The following is an 18,210-nucleotide window of genomic DNA, read 5'->3' on the forward strand; positions in this document are numbered from 1 at the left end:
ATGCGCCTGCTCACCGCCACTTTCCTAGCCCTGACCCCATTTGTCGCCCAGGCTGAAGAACCTTGGGGCAAGGTTGACCTGCAAGCGGCCAAATCGCTGCACGACAAGGCCTGCATAAGTTGCCACACGCGAATGTATGGTGGCGATGGCAGCAAGATGTACACGCGCGACGGTCGGATGCTCTCCAACAAGCTGGAACTGGTGCAGCGCGTCGCCTCATGCAACGCAATGGTCAGTTCCGGATGGTTTCCAGAAGAGGAAAACAATGTGGCAGCCTGGCTGAACCAGCAGTACTACCACTTCGAAAACTGAGATGGCCGGAAGCCGAAGCACGGTGCGCAACACCCTCGCCCGCCTACTGTTGCTGAGCGGACTGGCACTCCACTCCCTGACAGCCGGTGCGCTGGATACCAGCCTGCCGGCGGCCATCGACCTGCGCGCCGAAAGCGAACAAGCCGGGCGCCAAAATGGCCCGCTGATCATTCTGTTCAGCCGTCGGGACTGCAAATACTGTGAAACGGTCAGGCGTGATTACTTGCTGCCGCTGACCACCTCTGCAGGCTACCGGAATCGTGTCGTCGTACGGCAAATCAACCAGGATAGCGACGCCGTGCTCATCAATTTTCGTGGCGAAACGACGACCCACGCGCGCTTCGCCAACAGCGAAAAAATCAAGCTGGTCCCCGTCGTCGCCTTTTACGGCCGCAATGGCAAGCAACTGGCCGAACCCATCATAGGCACCCGCCTACCGGATTTCTATCAAGGCTATCTCGATGACGCCATCGAGAAATCGGCATCCGCCCTGAGAGGCCGGTGAAACGCAAGGGGATAGGACCGAGGAGCGCGGCTGACCGAAAACGCAACACCAATTGCCACGCGGCCCCGGAAATGAAAAAGGGCACTTCAGAAGAAGTGCCCAATTCGTCTTTTGGTGCGCCCGGAGCGATTCGAACGCCCGACCCCTTGGTTCGTAGCCAAGTACTCTATCCAGCTGAGCTACGGGCGCACTGCAAGAGCGCCGCATTATACCGACAATCGTGAGAAACACCAGCGTTTAGTGCTTGATCGAGCTATTGGATCGTCACAACATGGAAATTCCAAGCAAAGAATAGCCCTACTACCATCATTCATTGGAATGAGTTCATGGCTCGCTTAGCACACCTCCATTTATCGGCTCTGGAGGCAGGCAAAGCTGGCACCGCGGGTCATGGTGGTGATCATGAATAGACGTTGACAGGGTATCCCGATCATATTTGGGATACTCCACTAATCGGAAGGTGGTGCCCGGGGCGCCGGTACGGGCGGTGCCTTCTCCTTGGTATTGCTTGAGGCAGGCGTCCGATGGCTTGACGTTGGTTGCCTTGCATGCGTTCGCCATGGACGCTGTTCTGCCAGGCGTATTGCCGCTTTGGCTTTGCAGGCTGACCTGGCCGCTGGCGGCGTGCAGGTGGATGCCGATTTCGCTGTTCGGTTTGCTGCCACTGGCTTTGCCGACGGTGAATAGCGCGATGCCGTCTTTGGTTGCCAGGCTGTGGTTGCCTTGGGCGATCAGGTTGGTGTCCTGGTTGCTGGCAATGCTGAGACTCTTGCCGGCGACCAGCAGGTGGTTTTCGGGGTGAGCTGGGCGATGCCGCCGGGAGCGGCGTATTGGATGCGCGGTTTGCTCCAGGCGGGAACGCTGCCGGTTCCGCCTTGTGTGGTTTTGATGTTGCTTCCGCTGGCCGCTTGGGCGCCTTCGGTGCTGGTGGCGCGCATGACTTCGCCGGCGTGTTTCAGGGCGTCTACCGCCGGTAGTTGGTCGGCGGCCGGGTCGCCTTGGGCGTCGGCGCTGCCTTGCCCGTTGTAGACGCTGCCGACGATAACCGGGCGGTCGATGTTGCCGTTCTGGAAGGCGACGACGACTTCTTGTCCGGGGCGCGGCGTCAGGTGGCCGCCCCAGTTGCTGCCGGCGACCGGGGCCATGACACGTAGCCAGATGCCAAGGGTGGCGCTGGCCGAGGCGTTGTCCGACCTTGTGGGGTGGGTGGCCCGGCTAGCCAATTGGCCCATGGGTTATCAGGAAAACTGAGCAACACGCAGAAATCCGGCGTTTCGATCTTCAACAAAATTTTCAAAACGGTTGCGTATCTTCCTGCTTTATCCAACCTACAGTAATTTTTTTTCTCCTCAGGTATTTAACAAACAACCAACCCGGATATTCCTCAATAACATAGACAACATCGCCGGGTATCAAATATGATTTTTGCTTTGATTTCTCATCCGGTGATGAATAGAAAAATGTTTTTTTCCCAGAGATAAGCGCCATCGAGATCCAATCACCTCGATCGGTAATTTCAATCTTTATCTCAAACCCACCATCTTTTTCAATAACAATGGGCTCGCCTACAAACGACAATATCCAATCACAGTCGGTTGGCAAGTTATCCTTACTAACATTAAGCTTATATCCACCTTGCACAACTGAAAGTCTCGCCACCCTCTTCTTTAAAATATCCACTTTTGATTCGATATCGATGATATCAACAGGAACGCCCCCAACTTCGGACACCTTACCCTTAAACATGAATTTACATTCATCAGTATTACCTGGCGATGTTCTAATGGCAGACACATAACCAATTAAATTATTAATCTTATTATTAAATCCAATAGCAAAAAACGGATTTTCAAAAGCTGAGCTCCTACCTGAATAAAAGCCATCACCAGCAATCACCGAATTAAAAAAAACAATAAATAATACAAAAAACAACACCCCGCTATTTTTCATATTTTTTCTTTGAAAATTTTTCATATGCAGCCTCCAACTTTATATCATAATCGAATTCTTTATATTTTGGGCCATTATAAGCTCTAGCAGCAGATGCCCAATCTTTATTTTTTAAGTGCACCTTAATAGCTGGACTGACATATTTAACATACAGAACAAATGATTTAAGCTGTTCTTTTTTGGATCGCGACATTGCTTTTACAAAATCAAAAATATTTGAATATTTCATTTCATCCCAATATTCACCAAGTATTTGAAAAGCCCCCCAAGAGCAACTCTCCAATGCAGCCTCTTGATCCAATTGATATGCTTTTGATAAGCGCTTATAACTCCCAAAAATATCAGCGTATTTATCTTTTTCTGAAGTTGCCTTTCCTGTTTTCAGCATATCATCCAGTGTTACCGCAGCTTCCTTCACCTCTTGTGAGTCTTTTTTATTTATTGGTCGATGGTATTCAACGTCGGACGGAACGCCATTTTTCTTTTTATATAAATCATCGGCGATTACATACTTTGCTTTTTTATTATAGTACGGGGTTGGCAATGAAATATCTGGGTACTTAGCACTATACCTATGCCCCGTTTTATTAGAAAATTTATGGCGCTCATAAAGTATTTTTGGAACAATACGACTAGCAATTTTTGCAAATCCATTCCCACCAGACTCCACAAGAGCAAATGCTTTTATTGCTGCAATTTCTACGTTCAGCTCTTTAGCAGCCCACTCGTAATCCGACTCAGCTACCTCCTCATCAACATATTCCGCAAGATAGCTTAAATTCGGAACATCCCCTTCAACGATTACAACAGGTTTTCCATCCAGCGTTTTCCCAGATTTTGTTTTAGCTCCCAACTCCTCTTTACCCGTTGTTGGAGGCTGCTTGGCTTTAGGATCATGAGCAGGCTTCGTTTCTGCTTTAGGATTTGGTCGCTCTCCCGCCGTAAGATCCGGGTGCTTTTCTGTTTTTGCTTCGACTTTCATACTTGGACTAATCAACGTAATCAATTTATTTCCGTAACCAGAGACGCCACGCCCAACCTCTTTCATTGTTCCATCGAGACGCTTAACCAGAATTTTCACCTCATCCTCAGCGGAATCAGTAAAACTCTTGACACCTAGGCCATTTTCAGCGGTCACCCCTCGAATTACCTTACCCGCGAACTCTAAAACATAATCCAAGCCTTTAATCGGGTCACGATTCACGTCCAGAAACAATGGCTGAACTCCAAGAACGACGGTTTTTTTTAAAGCCAAGCGTTGACCGATAGCCAATCGATTGGGATTCTGAATTTCATTTAGCCTCAGAAGTTCATTCACGGTCATACCATTTTTTTTGCTATTTTGCCTAAGGTGTCACCTTTAGCCACGGTATAAAAGTCACTCATGCTGTGTACCCTTCGTCGGGATAGTCAAACTCCTCCATTTTTTCCTCCTGCCCCCAATTACCATCACCAATTAGGACTACTAAGTTTTTTATGTCATTGGTAAATATACGATCTGTCATACCAGCATCGTTGGTTCTGCCCTGCGTAATGAACACTCCTTCAGTATCAAAAACTCGATACGGCAAACCTTCGGAGGAAAATCCGGTAAGTTCATTTTCGGCGAGGTGTGACAAATCGAACTGTTGACTGTAATAAGCGGATCGATTCGGTGTAATTTCCAATTCGCTTTTTGGAAGGCTTGGTAGTTCCACTGTGCTCGCCTTCGGCCCCGTCAAATTCTTCTGACTCCCCTTGAACTCGACCTTGCCGGGCGCATGCACGCTGATGTCGCCGCCTTCGATCTTCAGGTAAGCGCCCTGCGCCGTGGCGAGGATTTTCTGTTTGGCGCTGGCAGTCAGGCTGGCGGTCGTGCTGGCGATCGTCACTTTCTTGTCGGCGGCCGCCGTGGTCTTGCCGCTTTGGCTTTGCAGGCTGATCTGGCCGCTGGCGGCGTGCAGGTGGATGCCGGTTTCGCTGTTCGGTTTGCTGCCGCTGGCTTTGCCGACGGTGAATAGCGCGAGGCCGTCTTTGGTTGCCAGGCTGTGGTTGCCTTGGGCGATCAGGTTGGTGTCCTGGCTGCTGGCGATGCTGAGACTCTTGCCGGCGACCAGCAAGTGGTTTTTCGGGGTGAGCTGGGCGATGCCGCCGGGGGCGGCGTATTGGATGCGCGGTTCGCTCCAGGCCGGAATGCTGCCGGTGCCGCCTTGCGTGGTTTTGATGTCGCTGCCGCTGGCCGCTTGGGCGCCTTGGGTGCTGGTGGCGCGCATGACTTCGCCGGCGTGTTTCAGGGCGTTTACCGCCGGTAGTTGGTCGGCGGCCGGGTCGCCTTTGAGGGCGGCGTTCTGCTTGGCGGCGACATCGGCCAGGCTGTGGCTGAGGCTTTGGGCGGTTTCGGTTTGGCTGATCGGTTCGCGGCTGTCGAGTTGCGTGCTGCTGGCGCCAGGTCGGGCGTCGGCGCTGAGCAGCAGGCCGTTGCCGGCACGGATGGCGGTGGCGGCTTGGGTGGCGAGTTCGCCGCCGTGGCCGCGGTCGGCTTGCCGGGCGTTGTCGCTTTGTTGTTTGAGGTGGCCGAGTTGGAGATGGCTGAGGTGTTCGGTGGTGCCGAGTTCGATGCGCGATTCGCCGGGGGTGTCGTCGAAGACGAGTTGGTTGTAGCCGCCCTGCCCGCTTTGGCTGCTGGTCAGTTGCTGGCTCTTGAGACCGGAGAGGCTGGCGCCGTGGGTGTGTGGTGCGGCGTCCTGACCGGCGAAGAAGGCCGGGGCGTTGGCGCTGGCTTGCATGGTACCGCTGCCGATCTGGTTGCCTTGGGCGTCGGCGCTGCCTTGCCCGTTGTAGACGCTGCCGACGATGACTGGGCGGTCGATGTTGCCGTTCTGGAAGGCGACGACGACTTCTTGGCCGGGGCGCGGCGTCAGGTGGCCGCCCCAGTTGCTGCCGGCGACCGGGGCCATGACGCGTAACCAGACGCCGAGGGTGTCGCTGGCCGGGGCGTTGTCGGCGCCGGTCGGGTGTTCCTGGCGGGCGGCGGATTGGCCGCCGCGTTGCCAGGGGAACTGGACGCGGACCCGCCCGTCGCGGTCGGTGTGGGTGGGCTGGCCGCTGCCGACGACGATGGCGGTGAGCGTGCCGTTGCCGGTGGGGCGGCCGCTGATGTGTCGTCCTTCGGGCCGCCAGGCAATGCCGGTGCGAATGGCGCTGAGTCGGTTGCGATAGAAATCGGTGAGCTGGGCGAAGGGAATTTCGTTGTCGTCGGCTACCGGGCCGAGGCTGTCGATCAGTTCGGGAATGCTTTCACCAAGGTTGTTCCGGGCGCGGTGGGTGATCGCGGTGATCAGGAATTGGCGTTGCTCGACTGGATCGAGATCGTGTTCGGGGTGTTCGGCGAGGCTGAAGGTGGTGCCCGGGGCCCCGCTACGGACGGTGCCTTCGCCCTGGTATTGCTTGAGGCGGGCGTCGATGCCTTGACGCTGGTTGCCTTGCATGCGTTCGCCATGGGCGCTGTTCTGCCAAGCGTATTGACCGGGGTCGTGCCAGGCGACAGTGCGTGGCACGGCACCGTTGGCGATGGCGCTGCCGGCGCTTTGCGGACGGGGCGACAGGCTGCGGTAGTCCCAGCTGCTGGCGTTGATTTCCGCGGTATCGATCTGGCGCAGGCCATGCCAGCGGTCGAGGCTGTCTTCGCTGAGCGTGGCACCGGCCTGGGTGTAGCGGATGCGCGGCTGCGCGTTGTCCTTGAAGGCACCATTGTGATCGGCGATGACCAGACGATGCTGGCCCAGGCTTTCGCCGCTGCCGCTTTCGTGTTCGAACCAGCAGAACAGGCCTTCTTCGGCGAGCAGGCGCTTCAGGAAGGCGAGGTCGGTTTCCTGGTATTGCACATTCATGCCGCGCTTCGGGTAGGCCGCCACATCGGCCAGGTCCCAGCGCCATTCGGGGGCCAGCTTGCCTTGGGATTTCCAGTCGCCGAGCAGTTCGTCGACGATTTCGATGAGGCTTTTGTCCTGGAAAAGATAGTGGCCGAGGAAGGGGCGGAGCAGGATGCGCGAGGCGCAGGTTTGCAAGTCGAGGCGGCCGGCTTAATTGGTGTGACAGAACGTTATGGCGTAGTCGCCGAACGAGCAGTTGGTCCGGAAACGCCAGGCGTGATTTGGACGCTTTTAACGATCTCAACCAGTTCTTGGCTAACCGCTTCGCGCAGTTGTTTGTAACCTTTGGTTTGCTTTTCATAGTGGAGAGGCTCGAAATTCAATTCCACGCTGACCACGTATTCGGGCGTAATGCGCAGTATGCGAATACCGGGCACCGTGATGGGTCCGCCCTGGGCAATATTGCCTTTGATCAATTGGTGGCCGACAAGGAGCGTTTCGTCCCCTATGTGCTCCTCGGTAAACGAGGTCTTGAGCATTTTCGAGTCAAGAAGCAGGTCGGTGCCTTGAAAGGTCCACCTACTATCAGCATCCTCAACAAATCCAACCCCTTTCCCTTCTCGGTTTGCTTCATATTTTTCTGTTCTAACGACAAAAACCGACGCCCGCGCCTCGATGAATAATGTCCCGCTGAATGCCAAGCCTATAGAGCAGAAGGGTGATTCTGAGTAACCAGATCCCTTCCCCAATTTAAGGTGCATAGTTTCTAGAATGGAAAATTCGCATGCCCCAAAAACTTCCGGTGCCAATTGATCTGTATCGTGGCCGCTAGATCCCCATGCCATGGCGTGGGCTATCAAAAAAACCACACATAACACACTGCGTAATCCATATTTCATCACGTATTTTTCCTAAGGCCGTTGTGGCGTGTAGTTGATGGTTAATGTAAAAGCGTTACCCGTCGTACCCCAATGGCCGTGGCTAATGCTTTGTCGCGTTGCCGTGATCGTTCCAGTTGGTGAGGCATCAACACCATCTCCTCGAAATCGCTCAATAAAGGCGGCATACTGCAAACGCTCGTTGTAGCCATTACCCCCACCGTTGACGAGGATCGACATTCGGCCAACCAGTTCAGTGGTTAGACCTTGATCCGCCAAACGGTTGATGTTACTGGTGCCCGTAAAATGCTTCTGCACCCAAAAGAAAGCGCCACTGTCACTTGCGTTGTAGCGATTGCTTGCTATGACTCCTGGGTCAAAGCGGGGAGCCCAGCGCCGCTGGTCGCGTACGAGGGTGTGGTTCGGACCAGCTGTCGGTGCCGCCCAATCATGGGTCGAGGTCGCCGTAATCCGTTGATCACCATACGCGCCGGCGTGGTCTGAAAATCCGCGGAACTTTCCATAGTCTGCATATGTGCCAGCCCACGTCAGTTGCATCAGGCCGCGACCGTAAAACGCAGCATAGTATTGGGTCATGGGCAGTGCTGGATTCGGGTTGCCACTACCGCCTTCAGAGAGGAGGCGCATACATCCAGTTTCAATATAGACCTGCGCGAGAAATGCGGTTTGGCGGTTAGCTGTAGTTAAGTTGTACTTTCGGAATACACGATTAAGACCTCTGTAGCCCACTATATCCGTAAGGCGCTCTCTGACAATATCCCAATCCTTGATGCACTCTCGCACCCCTTTTCTCGGCAGCATCTGACCGATTTCATTCAAACTCAACCACCCGCACGTTCTCATCACCTCAATGAACACCCTCGGATGGAATCGCCAGGTAGCAGCCGTGTATTCCGCTGGCAGGTTGGCAAAGCTAACCGCACGCAGATGGGCTTCGAAAGCCGTCCACCCTTCTGGAGAGTTCCGAAATGGCTCTAGTTCTCGCACGAATCCATAACGAGCAGTAACGGTAGTTTGATCCCACTCGCTCGGAAACTGACATACGGCCCGTCTCAGCTTGTGCATCACCTCAGCATTGCCTAGTCGGCGAAGGAGATTGGCCATCTCCATACGACCTACTGCATTGGGATCTGGGTCGGCGATCAGGCTCTTCAGATTGTTGGAGTCGCAACGTTGATCTGCGGGACTACTGTCGTCGTTGAAGAAGCCCCACCCCTGTATGGGAAGAAAGTCAGCATCGCTGAATTTGTAGCTGCCTTCGGCATTGAGATCAGCCCAAACAACCTGCCCGTTCGGTCCGGCGATTTGACGCCAGTGGGCAGCATTGGCTGGCAGAGGGTCTTTGTCGACGACATTGGGACCACGCCCTAGATTGCGTCCGAAGCGCAGCAACTCGTACCAGCCGCTGGGGCTGCTGCGGTTTCTATCAGCTTGCGGCAGCGCATTGTGCCGGGTGTTGGCGGTGTTGTAGAGGTTGTATTCGCCGTTGGATTCAGGCCGAGGATTGCCGCGCTGCTGCCCTTGATTATTGAAGGTAGTGAAAGTACAGGAGCCGCCCTCGTAATGCATCTTGACCCATACCGCTTCATTGAGTCTGGTCTGACTAGCGACGCGCAGGTGATTGGTGGGAGCGACCGCTTGTGTCTGGATCGGGGTTGATGCTGGCAGGTAGAACCAGATCGCGCCAAATGCGGAATCTATACGCCCATCGGCAGTAGGTACCGGGATATTGGCAGGATCAACCCAATCCGGCGCGCGCCCAATCAGTCGCGTCAGGTTAGCTTCATCGAGCGTGACTTCCAGATGCACCTGCCCGGCATGCCCATAGACTTGCCCTGCTCTGCCGATTTCGTCCTTGCGCCAAATACGGTCGCCACGCTGCATCACGCGGGCGGCGGTTTGTCCTGCCGGTGTAATACGCCCGATCTGACTCAAATGCATGTAAACGCTGTAATAAACGATTTCCGTAGGCTGGTTGTCATTGGCACCGATTTCGGTGGTATGCCTGACAATGACGATCCCGTTGTCAGTCCAGCTGGCACCTTCTCCAAACGGGTTGTAGTTCAGCGGATCGTCAGCATTGGCGTTGGCGCGGATTGGTGGCGAGACGAAGATTATTTCACCATCTGCGATGGCGCGAACAACGGTATGCCCTTCGGCGTTGGCCTGCCCCTGAATATGCAGTCCGTTGTGCCACGCCAGATAGTTTCCCAAAGGGAACGAGCCCTCAGGAGCGTTTGTACTGGGCAGAATACCTGGTAAGCCGAATGCATCGTCAAGCCAGGCCTGTTCGGCTTGATTGGCGGCACGAACCGGGAGAAATGGGGGGCTGATAATCATTGTGGTCTCAACATTTAAAGAGAGACGGGGTATTTGGCGACCTTCTTGGTATTGATCACCAAGTCGGATCTCGGGAAATTAACTGTTTCTGGTGAAGCACTCTTTGGCCCCGTCAAATTCTTCTGACTCCCCTTGAACTCGACCTTGCCAGGCGCATGCACGCTGATGTCGCCGCCTTCGATCTTCAGGTAAGCGCCCTGCGCCGTGGCGAGGATTTTCTGTTTGGCGCTGGCAGTCAGGCTGGCGGTCGTGCTGGCGATCGTCACTTTCTTGTCGGCGGCTGCCGTGGTCTTGCCGCTCTGGCTTTGCAGGCTGACCTGGCCGCTGGCGGCGTGCAGGTGGATGCCGGTTTCGCTGTTCGGTTTGTTGCCGCTGGCTTTGCCGACGGTAAACAGTGCGAGGCCGTCTTTGGTTGCCAGGCTGTGGTTGCCTTGGGCGATCAGGTTGGTGTCCTGGTTGCTGGCGATGCTGAGACTCTTGCCGGCGACCAGCAGGTGGTTTTTCGGGGTGAGTTGGGCGATGCCGCCAGGGGCGGCGTATTGGATGCGCGGTTCGCTCCAGGCCGGAATGCTGCCGGTGCCGCCTTGCGTGGTTTTGATGTCGCTGCCGCTGGCCGCTTGGGCGCCTTGGGTGCTGGTGGCGCGCATGACTTCGCCGGCGTGTTTCAGGGCGTTTACCGCCGGTAGTTGGTCGGCGGCCGGGTCGCCTTTGAGGGCGGCGTTCTGCTTGGCGGCGACATCGGCCAGGCTGTGGCTGAGGCTTTGGGCGGTTTCGGTTTGGCTGATCGGTTCGCGGCTGTCGAGTTGCGTGCTGCTGGCGCCAGGTCGGGCGTCGGCGCTGAGCAGCAGGCCGTTGCCGGCACGGATGGCGGTGGCGGCTTGGGTGGCGAGTTCGCCGCCGTGGCCGCGGTCGGCTTGCCGGGCGTTGTCGCTTTGTTGTTTGAGGTGGCCGAGTTGGAGATGGCTGCGGTGTTCGGTGGTGCCGAGTTCGATGCGCGCTTCGCCGGGGCTGTCGTCGAAGACGAGCTGGTTGTAGCCGCCCTGCCCGCTTTGGCTGCTGGTCAGTTGTTGGCTCTTGAGACCGGACAGGCTGGCGCCGTGGGTGTGCGGAGCGGCGTCCTGACCGGCGAAGAAGGCCGGGGCGTTGGCGCTGGCTTGCATGGTACCGCTGCCGATCTGGTTGCCTTGGGCGTCGGCGCTGCCTTGCCCGTTGTAGACGCTGCCGACGATGACTGGGCGGTCGATGTTGCCGTTCTGGAAGGCGACGACGACTTCTTGGCCGGGGCGCGGCGTCAGGTGGCCGCCCCAGTTGCTGCCGGCGACCGGGGCCATGACGCGTAACCAGACGCCGAGGGTGTCGCTGGCCGGGGCGTTGTCGGCGCCGGTCGGGTGTTCCTGGCGGGCGGCGGATTGGCCGCCGCGTTGCCAGGGGAACTGGACGCGGACCCGCCCGTCGCGGTCGGTGTGGGTGGGCTGGCCGCTGCCGACGACGATGGCGGTGAGCGTGCCGTTGCCGGTGGGGCGGCCGCTGATGTGTCGTCCTTCGGGCCGCCAGGCAATGCCGGTGCGAATGGCGCTGAGTCGGTTGCGATAGAAATCGGTGAGCTGGGCGAAGGGAATTTCGTTGTCGTCGGCTACCGGGCCGAGGCTGTCGATCAGTTCGGGAATGCTTTCACCGAGGTTATTCCGGGCGCGGTGGCTGATCGCGGTGATCAGGAATTGGCGTTGCTCCGGGGCGTCGAGATCGTGTTCGGGATGCTCGGCCAGGCTGAAGGTGGTGCCCGGGGCGCCGCTACGGACGGTGCCTTCGCCTTGGTATTGCTTGAGGCGGGCGTCGATGGCTTGACGCTGGTTGCCTTGCATGCGTTCGCCATGGGCGCTGTTCTGCCAGGCGTATTTCCGTCGACGATTCCAATTCGCGCTGAAACCAGGCACGATTTACCCGAATTATTTGCACCCCGCTTTTCTCAAGGCTTTTCGGGCACTGGCTATAGTCGCGTAATTATTGAGGCTACCTAGACAACTGTCATCCTGGCTTAACACCAGTTTACCCTCCGCGTCCTTATCAAAGCGCACAAGAAATGTGGTTTTGTAGAGCGGATCCGGGAACGCAGCCGGATTATTCGATGCGCAATATTGGCCGGCATTGCATGTCCATCGACTGTCATAGTAGCTGGCAACAATAAGCATCCCATCCTTGACCACCTGAGCGGGAGCCATCGCGTGAACGTCGAAACACGAGGGTTTGGCTTCGATGTAGTCCGGCTGGGGAATTTTTAGCGGTTGAACGGCAATGAGTTTCCGGTTTACGTCGAAGACAAAGAGGTGGCATTGGACGAAGGCACGTACAGCCGAACGACACTCATAATAATCAAGCGCCTGATCGGGCAAAACATCAGGGCTACAACGAGGAGGAGGAATTAAGTCAGTACGAAAAGCTTTAACGTATGAATAAAAAATATCGTGCTCTTTGAATCGCCAAGCATATTCCGTTTGAGAGGTGACAGCGGTTAGGCCTGTCTGACTAACAGCTCCTTCTTCATAAACATAAGGCGCACCATGGTTCTGCACGTAAGCGTTTCGCTCATCAAGAGGAATGGAGCGTACATATTGCTCAGCCTGTCGCGGAGAAACTGACTTTTCCAGGATTAGCTGGGCTTGGACCGATGACCCGTTCAACAGAAGCAAACAGAAAAAAAAATGCGCAACAAATTTCATGAACTCCCCAATCAATTTAGAATTTCGTAAGCTTTTTTCGCGTAATTACGGCGATTAATGGCCGGGCTGTCATTGCTCACGTTGTAGCTGCCATCACCGTTGTGCTGCCCAAGTTCGCCACGATTCACAATGGCCGTTACTGCATCAACGTTTGAGTCGGCAATCCCCGTATCGGCAGGTTTCATGCAACCCTTGCCAGCCCAGAACCACACGGCTGAACGCAGCGAATAGGGAAACTGCGTTAACAGATCGGGCAAATTCACAAAATTTTGCCGCCCACTGTCCCAATATCTTTCGTACTGATCTTTGAAATCCCCATAATTAACTTTCCCTGTCACTTGCTTCAACCCACGCCCTCGATAACGCCAGCCATCTCCCGGCTGATCATTGCCGTTTCGACCTCCATAGGCTTTGTTTGCAATCGCTTCCTGATCTGCGGCCTTGGTGATGTGTCCGCTAGCGTCCTTCGTATAACCATCGGTATCGGCTTGTTGCGGATTTTGTGCGTAGTAACTGAATTTGCTCTTAAGCACAGCGGGAGCGTAATTGAGGTTCTCCGACGTTGCAGCCATCGAGGCGCCAGCCTCTTGCCGAATCTGCCCGAAAAAGTGTGCTTGACGCAGTGCAGTATTTAGGAAGTGTTTTCCTGAAACTCTGTTCAATTCGTCGCGCACCTGTGCAAGATAGGCATTATCGATGCCAGTGAAGATCTGCTTCAAATCCCGTTTCTGCAACCACATGCACTTTCTGAATGTCGCGATGAACTCCCTTGGATGAAAGCGCCAGTCGGCACCGATATATTCCGTGGGCAGATCACTAAAACTGATTGCTTTCATATGGGCAGCCATCGGCTTCCAGGCATCGGGGTTTTCCTTGAAGGCGTCGAGTTCCTTCACGAAGGCATACCGGGTTTCAATCGTGGATTGATTCCATTCACTCGGAAAGCGGCAAATCATCCGGCGTAGTCTTTTCGCTACTTCCTGCACTCCAAGGCGGCGGGCAAGTTCGGTTGTTTCCATCCGGTTCTGATTCGACGTATCCGGATCGGCAATCAGGTTTTTCAGATTGCTGGAGTCACAACGCTGATCGTCAGGAGTGCTATCGTCATTGACAAAGTTCCAGCCCTGGATCGGTAAAAAATCGGCATCGCTGAATTTGTATGTGCCTTCCGCATTCAGGTCAGCCCAGATCGGCTGCCCATCCGCACCGGGAATTCTGCGCCAGTGTGCGGCATTGGCCGGCAAGGGGTCTTTGTCGGTAGCAGCAGGCCCACGGCCCAGGTTGCGACCGAAGCGGAGCAGTTCGTACCAACCGCTTGGGCTGCTGCCGTTCTTGTCGGCCTGCGGGAGTGCGTTGTGTCGCCGGCTGGCTTCGGTATAAAGGTTGTATTCAGCGTTGGCCTGAGCTGGCAAGGCGCCCAGTGAGCGCCCGGTATTGTCGTAACTTTCGAAGGTGCAGGCTCCGCTGGCGTAGGTCATTTTCAGCCAGACTATTTGGTTGAGTGTGGGTTGAGTTGTACTGCGCAGATGATTGGCAGGTTCCGCGGTGGCGGTTGGCGTACTCGCTGGCAGATAAAACCAAATTGCACCAAACACACTGTCGGTACGACCATCCGCAGTTGGGGCCGGGATATTGGCAGGATCAACCCAGGCCGGGGCTCGACCACCAATGAGCCGTGTCAGGTTGGCTTCGTCCACGCAGATTTCAAGATGGGTTTGCCCGGCATGGCTATAGATTTGTCCGGCATTACCGATTTCATCCTTGCGCCAAACGTTATCGTTCTTTTGCAGTATTCGCTTGGCGGTTTGTCCGGCAGGTGTGATCCGGGCAATTTCGCTCAGGTGCATGTAGACGCTGTAATAGACGATTTCGGTAGCTTGCGCTCCAGCGGCACCAATCTCGGTCGTGTGCTCGACGATGACGCAGCCGTTGTCCGTCCATGTCGGACCTTCGCCAAACGGATTGAAATTCTGCGCATCGTCTGCATTGTTGTTGGCCTTGTTGGGTTTGCCAACATAGACCACTTTGCCGTCCGCTATTGCCCGAACAACGGTTTGACCATTCGCACCAGCTTGGCCTTGCAAATGCATGCCGTTATGCCATTCCAGCTTGCTACTCAATGGGAACGAACCCTCAGGCGCCCCGGTGCTTTGAGGCCGGGATGTTGGTGCAACCATGGCAGCATCAAGCCAGGCGTCGTCGGTCTGGTTGGCGGCACGCACAGGGAGAAATGGAGGACTGATGATCATGCGTCTATTCCTTACAGCGAAACGGGGTACTTCGCCGTCTTCTTGGTATCAATGATGAGTTCGGAGCGGGGAAAGTTGACGGTTTGAGGAGAACTACTCTTCGGCCCCGTCAAATTCTTCTGACTCCCCTTGAACTCGACCTTGCCGGGCGCATGCACGCTGATGTCGCCGCCTTCGATCTTCAGGTAAGCGCCCTGCGCCGTGGCGAGGATTTTCTGTTTGGCGCTGGCGGTCAGGCTGGCGGTCGTGCTGGCGATGGTGACTTTCTTGTCGGCGGCTGCCGTGGTCTTGCCGCTCTGGCTTTGCAGGCTGACCTGGCCGCTGGCGGCGTGCAGGTGGATGCCGGTTTCGCTGTTCGGTTTGTTGCCGCTGGCTTTGCCGACGGTAAACAGTGCGAGGCCGTCTTTGGTTGCCAGGCTGTGGTTGCCTTGGGCGATCAGGTTGGTGTCCTGGTTGCTGGCGATGCTGAGACTCTTGCCGGCGACCAGCAGGTGGTTTTTCGGGGTGAGTTGGGCGATGCCGCCAGGGGCGGCGTATTGGATGCGCGGTTCGCTCCAGGCCGGAATGCTGCCGGTGCCGCCTTGCGTGGTTTTGATGTCGCTGCCGCTGGCCGCTTGGGCGCCTTGGGTGCTGGTGGCGCGCATGACTTCGCCGGCGTGTTTCAGGGCGTTTACCGCCGGTAGTTGGTCGGCGGCCGGGTCGCCTTTGAGGGCGGCGTTCTGCTTGGCGGCGACATCGGCCAGGCTGTGGCTGAGGCTTTGGGCGGTTTCGGTTTGGCTGATCGGTTCGCGGCTGTCGAGTTGCGTGCTGCTGGCGCCAGGTCGGGCGTCGGCGCTGAGCAGCAGGCCGTTGCCGGCACGGATGGCGGTGGCGGCTTGGGTGGCGAGTTCGCCGCCGTGGCCGCGGTCGGCTTGCCGGGCGTTGTCGCTTTGTTGTTTGAGGTGGCCGAGTTGGAGATGGCTGAGGTGTTCGGTGGTGCCGAGTTCGATGCGCGATTCGCCGGGGGTGTCGTCGAAGACGAGTTGGTTGTAGCCGCCCTGCCCGCTTTGGCTGCTGGTCAGTTGCTGGCTCTTGAGACCGGAGAGGCTGGCGCCGTGGGTGTGTGGTGCGGCGTCCTGACCGGCGAAGAAGGCCGGGGCGTTGGCGCTGGCTTGCATGGTACCGCTGCCGATCTGGTTGCCTTGGGCGTCGGCGCTGCCTTGCCCGTTGTAGACGCTGCCGACGATGACTGGGCGGTCGATGTTGCCGTTCTGGAAGGCGACGACGACTTCTTGGCCGGGGCGCGGCGTCAGGTGGCCGCCCCAGTTGCTGCCGGCGACCGGGGCCATGACGCGTAACCAGACGCCGAGGGTGTCGCTGGCCGGGGCGTTGTCGGCGCCGGTCGGGTGTTCCTGGCGGGCGGCGGATTGGCCGCCGCGTTGCCAGGGGAACTGGACGCGGACCCGCCCGTCGCGGTCGGTGTGGGTGGGCTGGCCGCTGCCGACGACGATGGCGGTGAGCGTGCCGTTGCCGGTGGGGCGGCCGCTGATGTGTCGTCCTTCGGGCCGCCAGGCAATGCCGGTGCGAATGGCGCTGAGTCGGTTGCGATAGAAATCGGTGAGCTGGGCGAAGGGAATTTCGTTGTCGTCGGCTACCGGGCCGAGGCTGTCGATCAGTTCGGGAATGCTTTCACCGAGGTTATTCCGGGCGCGGTGGCTGATCGCGGTGATCAGGAATTGGCGTTGCTCCGGGGCGTCGAGATCGTGTTCGGGATGCTCGGCCAGGCTGAAGGTGGTGCCCGGGGCGCCGCTACGGACGGTGCCTTCGCCTTGGTATTGCTTGAGGCGGGCGTCGATGGCTTGACGCTGGTTGCCTTGCATGCGTTCGCCATGGGCGCTGTTCTGCCAGGCGTATTGACCGGGGTCGTGCCAGGCGACGGTGCGGGGAACGGTACCGTTGGCGATGGCGCTGCCGGCACTTTGCGGACGGGGCGACAGGCTGCGGTAGTCCCAACTGCTGGCGTTGATTTCCGCGGTGTCGATCTGGCGCAGGCCATGCCAGCGGTCGAGGCTGTCTTCGCTGAGGGTGGCACCGGCCTGGGTGTAGCGGATGCGCGACTGTACGTTGTCCTTGAAGGCGCCATTGTGATCGGCGATGACCAGACGATGCTGGCCGAGGCTTTCGCCGCTGCCGCTTTCGTGCTCGAACCAGCAGAACAGGCCTTCTTCGGCGAGCAGGCGTTTCAGGAAAGCAAGGTCGGTTTCCTGGTATTGCACGGTCATGCCGCGCTTCGGGTAGGCCGCCGCGTCGGCCAGGTCCCAGCGCCAGTCGGGGGCCAGCTTGCCTTGGGATTTCCAGTCGCCGAGCAGTTCGTCGACAATTTCGATGAGGCTTTTGTCCTGGAAGAGATAGTGGTCGCGGTTGTGGCCAAGGAAGCTGAGCCAGGGTTCGATGATCAGCCGGTAGCGGGCAAAGCCGCCATTGGCGCCAAGGCGGACGACATCGGTGATGTGACCGTGGAACGGGCGAAGCGTCGTGCGCGATTGACTGGTTTGCAGGTCGAGCCGCGCCGGCTGGCCGAGCAAGGCGGTCAGCGACTGCTCGGCATTGGCGGTGAGGACCGTGAGTTCGATGCGGAAACCGGCGTGTTCGGCAACCGGGCCAAGTGCCTCGTCAATGCGGGCCGTTTCGGCGAGCAAGGCATCCGGCCCGGCCGGCGTCGTCAGGGTCAGCAGACGGGCATTCTGGCCCCAGCCGGCGCCGGAAATCAGGTCAAGGATGTTGTTCATGGTCAGGCAATCAACGAGTAAGTTTGGCGAAAGAGCCGATTCAATCAAGAGGCACGGGTCGGCGGCATTTGGCCGCCTGGCCGTCCCGATTTACGCCGAACGCATAATGATATCGGAATTGGCGATGGCGATCGTCGCTTTCAGATCAGGACACTTCCCAGAAATGCGCTTCGAGCGGATGCAGGCCTTCGGCGGCGATACACACGGCAGCGGCATTGCGGCCATCGAGCAGCGCCATCGAACCGCCAGCCGGGCCGCTGCCCTGGATGAAGGCGACAATGCCGCGGCGGCCAAACAGCTGATAGGCAACATCGGCCATCCCTTTGGCGAGCGACAGTATCTCCGGCTTGGCATGGCGTTCAGCCAGCCAGGCAGCCAGCCGGTTGGCGCCGTTCTGCACCGTGCGGCCGGCAAGCGGCCCGGCCTCGATCTTCAACGGGCCACTTAGCGGAGCACTGGCCGAGAGCAGCGCAAGGCTGGTCAATACGGCGCCGTTATGGGTGTAGCCGGGGCTGCCGGCTTTGTCCGACCAGCCCAGCGTGGCGAACAGTTCAGCTGGGTTCAGGGCGGCATAGTGATGATAGGCGCCGGCCAGGGTGGCGTAGTTCAGATTGAGCAT

Annotated in this window: 14 protein-coding genes and 1 tRNA gene; 2 read left to right on the forward strand and 13 right to left on the reverse strand. The window is 57.4% G+C overall.

Annotated features, from left to right (window positions below):
• Together ACLIKD_RS10165 and ACLIKD_RS10170 are read left to right on the forward strand one after the other, a co-directional pair.
• On the forward strand, positions 1-312 hold the full coding sequence (locus tag ACLIKD_RS10165; RefSeq protein ID WP_428828235.1) for a cytochrome c: 312 nt from the start codon (positions 1-3) through the stop codon (positions 310-312).
• A gap of 1 nt (position 313) precedes the next feature.
• Positions 314-817 carry a SoxW family protein gene (locus tag ACLIKD_RS10170; RefSeq protein ID WP_428828236.1) on the forward strand — a complete coding sequence of 168 codons (504 nt, stop codon included), beginning with the start codon at positions 314-316 and terminating at the stop codon, positions 815-817.
• A 112-nt stretch (positions 818-929) separates the two neighbouring features.
• On the opposite strand, the gene ACLIKD_RS10175 is transcribed toward ACLIKD_RS10170, so the two are convergent.
• From ACLIKD_RS10175 to ACLIKD_RS10235, 13 genes are all read right to left on the reverse strand, one after another.
• Positions 930-1,006: transfer RNA gene (locus ACLIKD_RS10175), tRNA-Arg, on the reverse strand.
• A gap of 135 nt (positions 1,007-1,141) precedes the next feature.
• Positions 1,142-1,648, reverse strand: a complete 507-nt coding sequence (locus ACLIKD_RS10180; RefSeq protein ID WP_428828333.1) for a DUF2345 domain-containing protein — start codon at positions 1,646-1,648, stop codon at positions 1,142-1,144.
• On the reverse strand, positions 1,549-2,049 hold the full coding sequence (locus ACLIKD_RS10185) for a phage baseplate assembly protein V (RefSeq protein WP_428828237.1): 501 nt from the start codon (positions 2,047-2,049) through the stop codon (positions 1,549-1,551). Before ACLIKD_RS10185 ends, ACLIKD_RS10180 begins: the two co-directional genes overlap by 100 nt.
• A gap of 61 nt (positions 2,050-2,110) precedes the next feature.
• Positions 2,111-2,791, reverse strand: coding sequence for a hypothetical protein (locus ACLIKD_RS10190; protein ID WP_428828238.1), 681 nt, complete (start codon positions 2,789-2,791; stop codon positions 2,111-2,113).
• Positions 2,757-4,085 carry an N-acetylmuramidase family protein gene (locus ACLIKD_RS10195; protein WP_428828239.1) on the reverse strand — a complete coding sequence of 443 codons (1,329 nt, stop codon included), beginning with the start codon at positions 4,083-4,085 and terminating at the stop codon, positions 2,757-2,759. Before ACLIKD_RS10195 ends, ACLIKD_RS10190 begins: the two co-directional genes overlap by 35 nt.
• 64 nt (positions 4,086-4,149) lie before the next feature.
• Positions 4,150-6,813, reverse strand: a complete 2,664-nt coding sequence (locus tag ACLIKD_RS10200; RefSeq protein WP_428828240.1) for a type VI secretion system Vgr family protein — start codon at positions 6,811-6,813, stop codon at positions 4,150-4,152.
• Between the two features lie 35 nt (positions 6,814-6,848).
• Positions 6,849-7,517, reverse strand: a complete 669-nt coding sequence (locus ACLIKD_RS10205) for a hypothetical protein (protein WP_428828241.1) — start codon at positions 7,515-7,517, stop codon at positions 6,849-6,851.
• A 12-nt stretch (positions 7,518-7,529) separates the two neighbouring features.
• Positions 7,530-9,857, reverse strand: coding sequence for a hypothetical protein (locus ACLIKD_RS10210; RefSeq protein WP_428828242.1), 2,328 nt, complete (start codon positions 9,855-9,857; stop codon positions 7,530-7,532).
• A 14-nt stretch (positions 9,858-9,871) separates the two neighbouring features.
• Positions 9,872-11,719 carry a DUF2345 domain-containing protein gene (locus tag ACLIKD_RS10215; RefSeq protein WP_428828243.1) on the reverse strand — a complete coding sequence of 616 codons (1,848 nt, stop codon included), beginning with the start codon at positions 11,717-11,719 and terminating at the stop codon, positions 9,872-9,874.
• Positions 11,720-11,803: 84 nt separating this feature from the next.
• Positions 11,804-12,574 (reverse strand): hypothetical protein, encoded by a 771-nt coding sequence (locus tag ACLIKD_RS10220; RefSeq protein WP_428828244.1) that lies wholly within the window; start codon positions 12,572-12,574, stop codon positions 11,804-11,806.
• 11 nt (positions 12,575-12,585) lie between these two features.
• Positions 12,586-14,823, reverse strand: a complete 2,238-nt coding sequence (locus ACLIKD_RS10225; protein WP_428828245.1) for a hypothetical protein — start codon at positions 14,821-14,823, stop codon at positions 12,586-12,588.
• Between the two features lie 11 nt (positions 14,824-14,834).
• Positions 14,835-17,591: a type VI secretion system Vgr family protein gene (locus tag ACLIKD_RS10230; RefSeq protein ID WP_428828246.1), complete on the reverse strand. Its 2,757-nt coding sequence runs from the start codon at positions 17,589-17,591 to the stop codon at positions 14,835-14,837.
• Positions 17,592-17,736: 145 nt separating this feature from the next.
• Entirely contained in the window at positions 17,737-18,210 is a 474-nt protein-coding gene (locus tag ACLIKD_RS10235) for a hypothetical protein (RefSeq protein ID WP_428828247.1), read from the reverse strand.

Origin of the sequence: Azonexus sp. IMCC34842 (assembly GCF_050368855.1) — a bacterium.
Lineage (GTDB): Bacteria > Pseudomonadota > Gammaproteobacteria > Burkholderiales > Rhodocyclaceae > Azonexus > Azonexus denitrificans_A.